This is a genomic window from Streptomyces sp. NPDC047880 (assembly GCF_040706515.1).
In the GTDB taxonomy this organism is placed as follows: Bacteria; Actinomycetota; Actinomycetes; order Streptomycetales; family Streptomycetaceae; genus Streptomyces.
Genome location: NZ_JBEZOK010000010.1, coordinates 1 through 13,408, shown reverse-complemented (window position 1 = coordinate 13,408; position 13,408 = coordinate 1). Strand labels below are relative to the sequence as shown.

Here is a 13,408-nt window from a genome sequence, read left to right as displayed (position 1 = left end):
GTCCTCAGCCCTGGTCCTCGCCGTACCTCGGGTCCACCGTCTCCGGCGTCAGCCCGAGGAGCTCGGCGACCTGCTCGACGACGACCTCGTGCACCAGCGCCGCCCGCTCGTCGCGCCCCTTGGTGCGGATCTCGACCGGCCGCCGGTAGACGACCACGCGCGCGGGGCGGCCCTCGCGCGCGCTGATCGTGCCGCCGAGCGGCACGGCCTCGTCGTTCCAGGCCTGACCGGGCCCGTCGAGCCTCGGCACCTCGAGAACCAGGAAGTCGATGTCGGCGAGTTGGGGCCAGCGCCGCTCCAGACGCTCCACGGAGTCCTGCACCAGATCGGCGAACACGTCCGCGCGGCTCGCGGCGAGCGGCACCTGCGGCGGTGCGATCGGGCCGCGCATGCCCCGTCCGTGGCGATCACGACGGCGGGGGCCGGGGGCGGCGGCACGAGGCGTTACGGGCTTGTCCATCACTGGTGAAGGGTAGTCCCCGGCGTGCCGCCGTGCCCGGCACCGCACTGCGGCAGGGGCGGCTTCCGGCCGCCGCCGCAGGCCATGTCGTTACATGACCATTCAAGCCAAGGTTGGGCTCAAATCCGTATCCCGCCGAGACCGGCGACCTCGTGCTATTTGAGGGTTTTGTGATAACTCTTGATCGCTTGCCGGGCTGTTCGACCTCTCGGGCGTCGATGTCCTGCCAGGTCAGAAAGGTACGCCCGAAAGGGTGTGTGCGGCGTTTCACAGCACGACACGGGGGAGTGACCTGGTGGAGAGTCGTCGCGGCCCGCTCAAGAGTGCGGTACCGTCCAACATCGTGAGCCCTGTACGTCGCTGTTCGCGCACCGCCTGCGGCCGTCCCGCCGTCGCGACGCTGACGTACGTCTACGCCGACTCGACCGCGGTCCTCGGCCCGCTCGCCACCTACGCCGAACCCCACTGCTACGACCTGTGCGCCGAGCATTCCGAGCGCCTCACCGCCCCGCGCGGGTGGGAGGTCGTCCGGCTCCTCGACGGTTCGGCCCCGGCCCGCCCCAGCGGCGACGACCTGGAAGCGCTTGCGAACGCCGTGCGCGAGGCGGCCCGCCCCCAGGAGCGGGCGGCCGAGGCCGGCGGCGGAGGCCGCGGTGCCGACCCGCGGGAGGTCGCGCGGCGCGGGCACCTGCGCGTCCTGCGGTCGCCCGACAACTGACCCGGCCCCCCGATTCCTTCACGCGCGCACCCATTGGCGTGAGCTTGGCGCGGACATGGCCATCCCGGTGTGAGGCTGCGGGAAATCGCTTTCGCATGACGGAAGCACGGCGGACACCGGGGAGTCGCCCGTGTGCGTCCAGGAGCTCCGACCCTTCGCCGGCTCACTCGGCCTGTCCGCCCTGGTGGCGGCCCTGCCCCTGGTGACCGTCCTGGTGCTGCTGGGCGGCGTCCGCAGGAAGGCCCACCTGGCGGGCCTGACCGGCCTCCTCGCCGCCGTCCTGGCCGCTTGGCTCGCCCCTACGGCATGCCCCTCGGCCAGACCCTCTCCGGCGGCGCCCAGAGCGTCGTCTTCGGCCTCTTCCCCATCCTGTGGATCGCCGTCAACGCCCTGTGGGTGTACCGGATGACCGTCCGCACCCGGCACTTCGACATCCTGCGCCGCTCCTTCGGCAGGCTCTCCGACGACCCGCGCATCCAGGCCCTCGTCATCGCCTTCTGCTTCGGGGCGCTGCTGGAGGCGCTCGCCGGCTTCGGCACGCCCGTCGCGATCAGCGCGGTCATGCTGGTCGCCCTCGGCTTCGAACCGGTGCGCGCCGCCGTCGTCGCCCTGGTCGCCAACACCGCGCCCGTGGCGTTCGGCGCGATGGGCACACCGGTCGTCACGCTCGCCCAGGTGACCGGCTGTCCCTGGACTCCGCGGCGTCCGTGGTGGGCCGTCAGACGCCGTTGCTGGCACTCGTAATGCCCCTGGTGCTGGTATGGCCCGTGGACGGGCGACGGGGCCTGCGCGAGACCTGGATGCCCGCCCCGGCGTGCGGAGTGGCCTTCGCCGTCGCCCAGTTCGCCGCCTCCAACCACCTCTCCGCCCAACTCGCCGACATCGCCGCCGCCCTGGCCGGCGCCGGAGCCCTGGTCGCCGTACCACGCGCGCGTGCCCGCCACCGATGCCGTACGCGCCGGTGTGCTGACCGGCGACCGCAGCGAGGAACTCGACGAGCTGGACCCGCCCCGCGAGGTCCTGCGCGCGTACGCCCCCTACGCGCTGATCGTCGTGATCTTCTCCGCCGCGCAGATCCCGCCCGTCAAGGACTGGCTCGCCCGGACCACCCGGACCTTCGACCGGCCCTTCCTGGACGTCGCCGGGCCCGACGGCGTACCGGTCGGCGGTGACGTCTTCAGCTGGCCCGTCGTGTCGACCGGCGGCACCCTCGTCCTGCTCGCCGGGATCCTCACGGCCGTCGTCAGCGGCGTCCACGCGCGCGTGGCGGTCGGGGAGTGGCTCGCCACTGTCCGCGAACTGCGCTTCGCGATCCCGACGGTGACGTCCGTCCTGGCCCTCGCCTCCGTCATGAACCTCTCCGGCCGCCGCGACCACCGGCCACTGCGTCGCGGCGGCCGGAGCCGGTCTCGCCTTCCTGTCACCCGTCCTCGGCTGGTTCGGCGTCGCCGTGTCCGGCTCGGACACCTCCGCCAACGCTCTCTCCGGCGCCCTCCAGGTGACCGCGGCCCGCGAGTCCGGACTCTCGCCCGAGCTGCTGGCCGCCGCCAACAGCTCCGGCGGCGTCCTCGGCAAGATGATCTCCCGCAGAACCTCACCATCGCCTGCGCGGCCGTCGGACTGGCCGGCCGTGAGGGCGACTTGCTGCGCAAGGTGCTGCCGTGGAGCCCGGGCCTGCTGCTGGTGATGTGCCTGATCGTGATCGGCCGGAGCACTCCGGTCCTGGGCTGGATGCTGCCCTGACCTGAGGTGACAGCCGGGTGCCGTCTTGGCATCCGCCCGGCGCGCTGTCGGTGGGCGGGGGTAGTTTGTGCGGACCGACAGTACTTTTCCAGGAAGGTTGGCCGTGGCTGATCTGTCGCAGGTCGTGAAGGCGTACGACGTACGCGGGGTCGTCCCCGACCAGTGGGACGAGTCCCTGGCCGAGCTCTTCGGGGCGGCCTTCGTGCGGGTCACCGGCGCGAGCGCCATCACGACCGGGCACGACATGCGGCCCTCCTCACCGGGCCTGTCGCGTGCCTTCGCGCGCGGGGCGGCCGCCCAGGGCGCCGACGTGACGGAGATCGGCCTCTGCTCGACGGACCAGCTGTACTACGCCTCGGGCGCGCTGAACCTGCCGGGTGCCATGTTCACCGCCTCCCACAACCCGGCGCAGTACAACGGCATCAAGATGTGCCGCTCCGGCGCCGCTCCCGTCGGGCAGGACACCGGCCTCGCGGACATCCGCGAACTCGTCGAGCGCTGGAGCGAGTCGGGCGCCCCGCAGGCGGCCGCGTCGACGGGCACCATCAGCGCCCGCGACACGTTGTCGGACTACGCGGCCCACCTGCGCTCCCTGGTCGACCTGACGTCCATTCGCCCCCTGAAGGTCGTCGTCGACGCGGGCAACGGCATGGGCGGGCACACCGTCCCCGAGGTCTTCGCCGGCCTGCCCCTGACGCTGGTCCCGATGTACTTCGAGCTCGACGGCACCTTCCCCAACCACGAGGCCAACCCCCTCGACCCCGCCAACCTCGTCGACCTGCAGAAGCGGGTCCGCGAGGAGGGCGCCGACCTGGGCCTCGCCTTCGACGGCGACGCCGACCGCTGCTTCGTCGTCGACGAGCGCGGCGAGCCGGTCTCCCCGTCGGCGATCACCGCCCTGGTCGCCTCCCGCGAGCTGGCCCGGCACGGCGGCAAGGGCACGATCATCCACAACCTGATCACGTCCTGGTCCGTGCCCGAGGTCGTCGAGGAGAACGGCGGCAGCCCGGTCCGCACGCGCGTGGGCCACTCCTTCATCAAGGCCGAGATGGCCCGCACCGGCGCGATCTTCGGCGGCGAGCACTCCGCGCACTACTACTTCCGCGACTTCTGGAACGCCGACACGGGCATGCTGGCCGCCCTGCACGTCCTCGCGGCCCTCGGCGGCCAGGACGGCCCCCTGTCCTCCCTCGTGGCCCAGTACGACCGCTACGCCGGCTCCGGCGAGATCAACTCCACGGTCGCCGACCAGCAGGCCAGCCTCGCTGCCATCCGAGCCGCGTACGGCACCCGCGAGGGCGTCACCCTCGACGAGCTCGACGGCCTCACCGTCTCCGCCGCCGACTGGTGGTTCAACGTCCGCCCCTCCAACACGGAGCCGCTGCTGCGCCTGAACGCGGAGGCGAGGGACGCCGGGACGATGGCCCGGGTGCGCGACGAGGTGCTGGGGATCATCAGAGGCTGAGGCCCGACCCCCACCGGCGGTAATCTGACCAGGCACGACCCCAAGCGCCCGCACCCCGGAGGAACCTCCATGCCCCTCGAAACCGGCCTCCTCGAGATCCTCGCCTGCCCGGCCTGCCACTCCCCGCTCAGGGAGCAGGACACCGAGCTGATCTGCACCGGCACCGGCTGCGGCCTGGCCTACCCCGTGCGCGACGGCATCCCCGTCCTGCTCGTCGACGAGGCCCGCCGCCCCGCGTGACCGGCAGGGGGCGCACCCGCCGAGGCGACCCTCGGTGCACATAGCCCCCGGCACAGCGGGCACGATCCAGGACACCTCACAACGGACCCCGGCGATGGGAAGCTGCCGCCCATGCTCGACGAATCGCTGCTCGACTCACCGGAGGGCCTCGCCGAGGCCGACCACCGCGGGTTGCTCCGCGGCGCCGCGGAAGCCGGCGCCCGCGTACGCACCGCCGTCCGCCATGCCGCCGAGGCGGGCGTCAACGACCTGAAGCCGGACGGCCGCCCCCGCGCCGTCCTCATCGCCGGCCCCGGTGCCGCCGCCACCCACGCCGCCGACCTCATCGGCACCCTCGCCGGCGCCGGCAGCCCGGTCACCCGCCTCGCCCCCACCGGTGTCGCCCCGGCCGCGGGCGCCCTGCGCTGGGAACTGCCCGGCTGGGTCGGCTCCGTGGACCTCCTGCTGATCACCACGCCGGACGGCACCGAACCCGGCCTGTCACTGCTCGCCGAGCAGGCCTACCGCCGCGGCTGCTCCGTCGTCGCCGTAGCGCCCGCCCGCACCCCGCTCGCCGACGCCGTCGCCGGCGCGCACGGCCTGTTCGTGCCCGTGGCGACCGCGCCCTACGACCAGGACGAGCCGTTCGCCGCGTCCGCCCCCGGCGTCCTGTGGGCCCTGCTCACCCCGCTCCTCGCCCTCCTGGACCGCACCGGCGTGCTCGCCGCTCCGCCGGAGGCCCTAGGCAAGGTCGCCGACCGGCTCGACCACGTCGCCGAACGCTGCGGCCCGGCCATCGCCACGTACAGCAACGCCGCCAAGACCCTCGCCGCCGAGCTCGCCGACGCCCTCCCGGTCGTCTGGACCGAGGGCACCTCGGCAGGCCCCGCGGGTCGCCGCTTCGCCGCCGCCCTCGCCGAGCTGTCCGGCACGCCCGCGGTCGTCGCCGAACTCCCCGAGGCCCTCGCCGCCCACAGCGCGCTGCTCGCCGGCCCGCTGGCCGCCAGCGCCGACCCCGACGACTTCTTCCGCGACCGCGTCGAGGAGCCCCCCGCCCTGCACGCGCGCGTGGTCCTGCTGCGCGACCGCCCCATCGGCGGCCTCACCGCGGCCCCCGGCGCCCGCGACCTCGCCCTCAGCCACGACACGCCGATCAGCGAGCTCGAACCGGAGGCCGGCGACGAACTGGAAACCCTCGCGGAACTGATCGCCATCACGGATTTCGCCGCCGTTTACCTGGCGCTCGCTTCGAGGGCCTGATCTTGCCCGGGACACCCTGACGCGCCCGCCCCCGCACCACGCAGAGAGAACCCCATGGACCGCCTCGACAACACCATCCGCCCCTACGCCTGGGGTTCCACGACGGCCATCCCGCAGCTGCTCGGCGTCGAACCGACCGGCGAACCGCAGGCGGAGATGTGGATGGGCGCCCACCCCGGCGCACCCTCGCGCACCGGCCGGGGCACCCTCGTCGAGGTCGTCGCCGCCGACCCCGAGAAGGAACTCGGGCCCGCCGCCGTCGCCAGGTTCGGCCCCCGGCTGCCCTTCCTCCTCAAGATCCTCGCCGCGGGCGGCCCACTCTCCCTCCAGGTCCACCCCGACCTCGCACAGGCGCAGGAGGGCTACGCCGACGAGGAGCGGCGCGGCATCCCCGTGGACGCCCCGCACCGCAACTACAAGGACGCCAATCACAAGCCCGAACTGATCTGCGCCCTCACCGAGTTCGACGGTCTGTGCGGCTTCCGCGACCCCCTGGAGGCCGCCGCCCTCCTCGACGACCTCGGAGTCGACTCCCTCAAGCCCTACGTCGACCTGCTGCACGCCCACCCCGAGGACGCCGCCCTGCGCGAGGTCCTCACCGCCATCCTCACCGCCGACCCCGACGAGATGTCCCGCACCGTCGCGGAGGCGGCCACCGGCTGCACCCGCCTCGGCGGCGCCTACGCCCCCTACGCCGACATCGCCCACCACTACCCGGGCGACCCCGGTGTCATCGCCGCGATGCTACTGAACCACGTCCGGCTCCAGCCCGGCGAGGCCCTCTACCTCGGCGCCGGCATCCCGCACGCCTATCTGAACGGCCTCGGCGTGGAGATCATGGCCAACTCCGACAACGTCCTGCGCTGCGGACTGACCCCCAAGCACGTCGACGTCCCCGAACTCCTGCGCATCGTCCGCTTCCGCCCCAGCGACCCCGGCGTCCTGCGCCCCGAGGCCTCCCCGGACGGCGAGGAGGTCTACGAGACCCCCATCGACGAGTTCCGCCTCTCCCGCTACGTCCTGCCCGAGGCGGGCGCCGCCCACGACCTGACCCGACCCACACCGCAGATCCTGCTCTGCACGGCCGGCACCGTCCGGGCTGGCGAACACGACCTGACCCCGGGCCGGTCCGTGTTCGTCCCGGCCGGCGAAAAGGCCGAAGTGTCCGGTACGGGAACGCTTTTCCGCGCCACCGTCGTCGCCTGACCGTTTCGGGAACCCCGTGCTGGTGACCTGACTCACCGCTCCGGCGGCGGGCTGCAACAATGGCCCACCGTCAAGCACGGGCAAAGCCACGGGCGTGCACCAAGGCGATCGCCCGGGCCCTGGAACGGCGTACGAAGGGACAACGCGAACATATGAGCGCGTCAGGCGGTACCAAGGCGATCGTGGCGGCACTGGGCGCCAACCTGGCGATCGCGGTGGCGAAGTTCGTGGCGTTCCTCTTCAGCGGCTCGTCGTCGATGCTCGCCGAATCCGTCCACTCCGTCGCCGACTCCGGCAACCAGGCACTGCTCCTCGTCGGCGGCAAGAAGGCGAAGCGCGAAGCCACCCCCGAACACCCCTTCGGCTACGGCCGCGAGCGCTACATCTACGCCTTCCTCGTCTCCATCGTCCTCTTCTCGGTCGGTGGCATGTTCGCCCTCTACGAGGGCTACGAGAAGATCAAGCACCCGCACGAGCTGACGCACTGGTACTGGCCCGTCGGCGTTCTGGTCTTCGCGATCATCGCCGAGGGCTTCTCCTTCCGCACGGCCATCAAGGAGTCCAACACCCTGCGCGGCCAGCGCTCGTGGAAGGACTTCGTCCGCCACGCCAAGGCCCCCGAGCTCCCGGTCGTCCTCCTGGAGGACCTCGGGGCCCTCGTCGGTCTGGTCCTCGCGCTCGGCGGCGTCGGCCTCGCCCTCCTGACCGGCGAGAGCGTCTGGGACGGCATCGGCACCCTCTGCATCGGCGTCCTGCTCATCCTCATCGCCCTGGTCCTCGCCGCCGAGACCAAGTCGCTGCTGCTCGGCGAGTCCGCCGGCGTCGAGGAGACCCGGAAGATCGAGGCCGCGATCGTCGACGGCGACACCGTCACCCGCATCATCCACATGCGCACGCTCCACCTCGGCCCCGAGGAACTCCTCGTCGCCGCCAAGATCGCCGTGCAGCACGACGACACCGCCACCGAGATCGCCTCCGCCATCGACGCCGCCGAGGCCCGCATCCGTGACGCCGTCCCGATCGCCCGCGTGATCTACCTCGAGCCGGACATCTACAGCGAGCGGGAAGCGGCCAAGGGCTCCGACCCCGAGGCCTCCCCGGGCGGCCCGGCGCCCCACCCCGCCGACGAGCACTGACCCTTCCGCTCCGGCCCACGGGGCCCGCCGAACCACTCGGCGGGCCCCGTCCCGTCATCCGCTCCGGCCACCCGAACGTCCCCCGCTTCGTCACATGATCGGCTCGATGTGTTCGCCGACAGACTGGGGATCGCCCCCGCGCCCGGTGTAGCTTGGGACGGAGCCAGACGTCGCTGCTGATGGCGGTCGGGCGGTCCCCCGCGGACCGGCCGAGGGAGAGAGGGCCTCCGACGGACTGCGCTGCGCGTACGCGGGCATGCCTGTGTCCTCTTCCGGGCACTCCTGTGTCCGCCGCCGCGCAGACCAGCCGTACCCACCCTCGACCCACACTCCGAGGAGCAGCTCGCAATGACGACTGTCGAGAACCGACAGGACTTCAAGGTCGCCGACCTCTCCCTGGCCGAGTTCGGCCGCAAGGAGATCACCCTCGCCGAGCACGAGATGCCGGGCCTGATGGCGATCCGCAAGGAGTACGCCGAGGCGCAGCCTCTGGCCGGCGCCCGTGTCACCGGCTCCCTGCACATGACCGTGCAGACCGCCGTGCTCATCGAGACTCTGGTCGCCCTCGGCGCGCAGGTCCGCTGGGCCTCCTGCAACATCTTCTCCACCCAGGACCACGCGGCCGCCGCCATCGCCGTCGGCCCCAAGGGCACGCCCGACAACCCGCAGGGCGTCCCCGTCTTCGCCTGGAAGGGCGAGACCCTGGAGGAGTACTGGTGGTGCACCGAGCAGGCCCTGACCTGGCCGGACAGCCCCACCGGCGGCCCCAACATGATCCTGGACGACGGCGGCGACGCCACCCTCCTCGTCCACAAGGGCGTGGAGTACGAGAAGGACGGCAAGGTCCCCTCGCCCGACACGGCCGAGTCCGACGAGCACCGCGTGATCCTGGAGCTGCTCACCCGCACCCTGGGTGAGAACGCCCAGAAGTGGACCCAGCTGTCCTCGGAGATCCGCGGCGTGACCGAGGAGACCACCACCGGTGTCCACCGCCTGTACGAGATGCAGCGCGACGGCACCCTGCTGTTCCCGGCGATCAACGTCAACGACGCGGTCACCAAGTCGAAGTTCGACAACAAGTACGGCTGCCGCCACTCCCTGATCGACGGCATCAACCGCGCCACCGACGTCCTCATCGGCGGCAAGACCGCCGTCGTCTTCGGCTACGGCGACGTCGGCAAGGGCTGCGCGGAGTCCCTGCGCGGCCAGGGCGCCCGCGTGATCGTCACCGAGATCGACCCGATCTGCGCCCTCCAGGCCGCGATGGACGGCTACCAGGTCGCGACCCTCGAAGACGTTGTCGAGACGGCCGACATCTTCATCACCACGACCGGCAACAAGGACATCATCATGGCCTCGGACATGGCCAAGATGAAGCACCAGGCCATCGTCGGAAACATCGGCCACTTCGACAACGAGATCGACATGGCCGGCCTCGCCAAGATCCCCGGCATCGTCAAGGACGAGGTCAAGCCGCAGGTCCACACCTGGACCTTCCCCGACGGCAAGGTCATCATCGTCCTGTCCGAGGGCCGCCTGCTGAACCTGGGCAACGCCACCGGCCACCCGTCGTTCGTGATGTCCAACTCCTTCGCGGACCAGACCCTGGCCCAGATCGAGCTGTTCACCAAGCCCGACGAGTACCCGACCGGCGTCTACGTGCTCCCCAAGCACCTCGACGAGAAGGTCGCCCGCCTCCACCTCGACGCGCTCGGCGTGAAGCTGACCACGCTCCGCCCCGAGCAGGCCGAGTACATCGGCGTGAAGGTCGAGGGCCCGTTCAAGCCGGACCACTACCGCTACTGAGCCCCGGCAGCACCGCTGCCGGCCGGTTCACCACCGGTTGATGCGCCACCGGTGGTTCGCCGCCGGTTGATGCACCACCGGTCGGACCTCCGAGGCAGGCCCCCGCACCCCCGTGCCGGGGGCCTGCCCCGTTCCCGACCGGCCGAGACCGGCCCAGCCCGTCAAGACCCAGGACCCCCATGCCCCGCGGCCGTTATTCGCTCCACGATCCGCACGATCACACCCCCCTCGCAGACGAACACTTCCAGTGCGCCCCCGGCCCCTCCGGCTGGCGTTACGTCTCCCAGCTGACCACCCCCACCGGCGATCACCACGGCTCCGTCGACCTCACCCTCGACGAACTCGGTCGCCCCCTCCGCCTCGAACTCCACGCCGCCGCCTGGCAGGTCCGCGGCGCCGCCCTCGACGGCGTCACCTGGGTCCGCACCGACCCCACCGGGACCGAGGCCACCGAAGGCAATGTGCGCGCCCACGCCTTCACCGGCGCGTCCCCGGCGTTCCTCGTCGCGACCGCCCGTCTCCTGCGCCTCACCCCCTCCGCGACAGCCACCCGCATACGCCTCGTCGCCTTCACGGACCCGGTCCTCGCACCACGCACCGTGGACCAGTCCTGGGCCTTGCTGAGTAGCGAAGCACACGCCACTGACAACGGCCCCCTGACCGTGGACGAATACCAGGTCACAGCCCTGGACACGGGCGAGCAACACACCGTGCACATCGCCGGGGACGTGGTGCTCGCGGCCCCCGGCATCGAACTCGAAGACCTGGAATCACCACCGTCGACGTTCACCTGAGCGGGCAGCCGCACCGGAGCCGACACCGACGCCTTCACCCTCCACGACGCCGGAGGCTGCGCCCTTCACACGCCGGAGGCAGCGCCTTTCACTACGCCGGGGGCACGAACCCCGTGCCGGGCCGCTCACCTGCCGCAGCCCCCGGCTGCACCGGTTGCTGCTCACTCGCAGAACTCCTCGGCTGCACGGGATGCCGCTCGCTCACCGATCCCCCCGGCTGCACCGGCCGACCTGGTGACTCCGCGGGCCGCTCCCCGCCGGACGGCATCGGAGCGGCGGCGGAGGACGTGGCCGTCCGGGCCGCTTCACCCCCGAAGGCCCGCCGGGCCTCCCGTGCCTGCCGCTCCTGCACGACCGCCGCCAGATAGGCGGTCGGCGGCACCCCCGGCGGCACCGGAGCCCCCGTACGCTCCGCCAGATCCGCCGCAAGCCGTTCCGCCATCGAAAAGCCCACCTGCGGATCCAGCTGTTGCATGCGCGTCAGGTACTGCCGGACGGCGAGCCACAACCCGTCGGGCACCGCCGACAGATCGAGTTCCGCGAACCGCCCCGCCAGCCAGGGCGGAGGAGGCGGTACGAAACCGGTCCGCGCGACCGGAATCCGCTCCCGCACGACGAGCGTCCCCGCGAACACGTCTCCCAGCCGCCGCCCACGCGCCGACACGAACGAGGCGATACAGGCCACGATCCCGAACGTCATGAGGATCTCGATCACACCGATCAAGCCCCGCACCAGCGCGTGCCGGAACCGGATGGGTCCCCCGTCGTCCCGCACGACCCGCAGACCGCATGCCATCTTCCCGAGCGATCGCCCGTGACTGAGCGTCTCCACCGCGATCGGAACGCCGACCAGCACGAGAACGAACGACGCGATCGACAGTGCCGTCTGCGCTGCCTCATCCAGGGAGGCTGTGGAAGTGACCAGCACGATGGTCACCGCGACATAGACGGCCATGGCCGCCACCAGATCGAGCAGCACGGCCAGCGCCCTGCTGGGCAGCCTCGCGGGGCGCAGCTCCAACGCCACAGCCTCGCCCGTCACCAGCTCACTCACGCCCGTCGTCCTTCCCCTGCCCTGCCCCCGACAGGGCCAGTCTGCCAAGCTGAGGGCGCATCGCACCGTAGTACGACAAGCTGATCCACGACGAGCCTCCGACGACCAGCCGAGGAGCAGGCACACCGATGGACCTCGACGTCTTCGTCTCCGCCCACCGAGCGGAGTGGGACCGCCTCGAAGCCCTCCTCCGTCGCCAGCGCCGCCTCGACGGCGCGGAGGCCGACGAACTCGTCACCCTCTACCAGCGCACCGCCACGCACCTGTCCCTGATCCAGTCCAGCGCCCCCGATCCGCAGCTCACCGGTCGGCTCAGCCAGCTCGTGGCACGCGCGCGCAGTGCCGTGACCGGTACCCGACGCGCCTCCTGGCGCGACGTGACGCGCTTCCTCGCCCACGGCTTCCCGGCCGCCGTGTACAAGTCGCGGCACTGGTGGGTACCCACCGCGCTCCTTTCGACGGCGGTCGCGGCCCTCCTGGGCTGGTGGATCGGCACCCACCCCGAGGTCCAGGCCTCGATCGCGGCACCCGGCGAACTCCGTGAGCTCACCCGCCCAGGCGGCCAGTACGAGACGTACTACTCCAGCCACCCGGCCGCCAGCTTCGCCGCCCAGGTGTGGACGAACAACGCCTGGGCCGCCGCCCTGTGCCTCATCCTTGGCGTCTTCCTCGGACTCCCGGTCCTCTGGATCCTCTTCCAGAACATGCTCAACCTCGGTATCGGCGTAGGCCTGATGTCCTCGGCCGGCCGCCTCGACACGTTCCTGGGCCTGATCCTCCCGCACGGCCTGCTGGAACTGACCGCCGTCTTCGTCGCGGCCGGAACCGGTCTGCGCCTGGGCTGGACCCTCATCGACCCCGGGCCCCGGACGCGGCGCACGGCGCTCGCGGAGGAAGGCCGAGCCGCCATCGGCATGGCCATAGGCCTGGCCCTCGTCCTCTTCGTCTCGGGCGCCATCGAAGGCTTCGTCACTCCGTCCGGCCTCCCCACCTGGGCCCGCATCGCGATCGGCGTCGCCGCCGAAGTGGCGTTCCTGGCTTACGTCTACGTCGTGGGTGGCCGGGCCGCCCGCGCGGGAGAGACCGGTGACGTCGAGGCGGCGGAGCGCAGCGCGACCGTCCCGACAGCCGCTTGATCGTCCCGCCGACCGGCGGATGTGCGACCACGTCCGTTCAACTGCTAGTGTCCTCTTCGCCCCACAGGAGCCGTTGACACGGCAAGTGCGGGGAGGTAGATTTGAACAGTTGCCTGGAGATGGGCTCTAGTCCCAAACCAGCCAGAGTGAACATCTATCTGCTTCTTGAAACGCTGATTTCATTGAAGCCCCTCCCGATGTTTCGGAAATGAGTGGCCGGTCAGTCCGGCCCGAAACTTCTGATAAAGTCGGAACCGCCGGAAAGGGAAACGCGGAAGCGGGAACCTGGAAAGCACCGAGGAAATCGGATCGGAAAGATCTGATAGAGTCGGAAACGCAAGACCGAAGGGAAGCGCCCGGAGGAAAGCCCGAGAGGGTGAGTACAAAGGAAGCGACCGTTCCTTGAGAACT

Annotated in this window: 11 protein-coding genes and 1 pseudogene; 10 read left to right on the top strand and 2 right to left on the bottom strand. The window is 71.5% G+C overall.

Going from position 1 to position 13,408, the window contains the following annotated elements:
- Positions 1 to 4 precede the first annotated feature (4 nt).
- The gene (locus AB0937_RS17185) at positions 5 to 460 is read right to left on the bottom strand and encodes a metallopeptidase family protein (RefSeq protein ID WP_234849969.1); all 456 of its coding nucleotides are present in this window, start codon (positions 458 to 460) and stop codon (positions 5 to 7) included.
- A 295-nt stretch (positions 461 to 755) separates the two neighbouring features.
- Between AB0937_RS17185 and AB0937_RS17180 the strand changes: the two genes are divergently transcribed.
- From AB0937_RS17180 to AB0937_RS17140, 9 genes and pseudogenes are all read left to right on the top strand, one after another.
- On the top strand, positions 756 to 1,178 hold the full coding sequence (locus AB0937_RS17180; RefSeq protein ID WP_161363971.1) for a DUF3499 domain-containing protein: 423 nt from the start codon (positions 756 to 758) through the stop codon (positions 1,176 to 1,178).
- A gap of 130 nt (positions 1,179 to 1,308) precedes the next feature.
- Positions 1,309 to 2,921 (top strand): annotated as a pseudogene (locus tag AB0937_RS17175) (L-lactate permease).
- A 97-nt stretch (positions 2,922 to 3,018) separates the two neighbouring features.
- On the top strand, positions 3,019 to 4,386 hold the full coding sequence (locus AB0937_RS17170) for a phosphomannomutase/phosphoglucomutase (RefSeq protein ID WP_366712561.1): 1,368 nt from the start codon (positions 3,019 to 3,021) through the stop codon (positions 4,384 to 4,386).
- Between the two features lie 69 nt (positions 4,387 to 4,455).
- A complete protein-coding gene (locus AB0937_RS17165) occupies positions 4,456 to 4,626 on the top strand; it encodes a Trm112 family protein (RefSeq protein WP_366712560.1) in 171 nt (56 codons plus the stop codon).
- A 111-nt stretch (positions 4,627 to 4,737) separates the two neighbouring features.
- A complete protein-coding gene (locus tag AB0937_RS17160; protein ID WP_366712558.1) occupies positions 4,738 to 5,865 on the top strand; it encodes an SIS domain-containing protein in 1,128 nt (375 codons plus the stop codon).
- Positions 5,866 to 5,919: 54 nt separating this feature from the next.
- The gene (gene manA / locus AB0937_RS17155; RefSeq protein WP_366712557.1) at positions 5,920 to 7,071 is read left to right on the top strand and encodes a mannose-6-phosphate isomerase, class I; all 1,152 of its coding nucleotides are present in this window, start codon (positions 5,920 to 5,922) and stop codon (positions 7,069 to 7,071) included.
- A 152-nt stretch (positions 7,072 to 7,223) separates the two neighbouring features.
- Entirely contained in the window at positions 7,224 to 8,207 is a 984-nt protein-coding gene (locus AB0937_RS17150; RefSeq protein WP_366712556.1) for a cation diffusion facilitator family transporter, read from the top strand.
- Positions 8,208 to 8,555: 348 nt separating this feature from the next.
- Positions 8,556 to 10,013: an adenosylhomocysteinase gene (ahcY, locus tag AB0937_RS17145; protein WP_366712555.1), complete on the top strand. Its 1,458-nt coding sequence runs from the start codon at positions 8,556 to 8,558 to the stop codon at positions 10,011 to 10,013.
- Positions 10,014 to 10,192: 179 nt separating this feature from the next.
- Entirely contained in the window at positions 10,193 to 10,807 is a 615-nt protein-coding gene (locus AB0937_RS17140) for a hypothetical protein (protein WP_366712553.1), read from the top strand.
- Between the two features lie 91 nt (positions 10,808 to 10,898).
- Here AB0937_RS17140 and AB0937_RS17135 read toward each other — a convergent pair whose 3' ends face one another.
- Positions 10,899 to 11,861 (bottom strand): RDD family protein, encoded by a 963-nt coding sequence (locus AB0937_RS17135; protein WP_366712551.1) that lies wholly within the window; start codon positions 11,859 to 11,861, stop codon positions 10,899 to 10,901.
- 128 nt (positions 11,862 to 11,989) lie between these two features.
- On the opposite strand from AB0937_RS17135, the gene AB0937_RS17130 reads away from it, so the two are divergent.
- On the top strand, positions 11,990 to 12,997 hold the full coding sequence (locus AB0937_RS17130; protein ID WP_366712549.1) for a stage II sporulation protein M: 1,008 nt from the start codon (positions 11,990 to 11,992) through the stop codon (positions 12,995 to 12,997).
- The last annotated feature ends 411 nt before the right edge of the window (positions 12,998 to 13,408 follow it).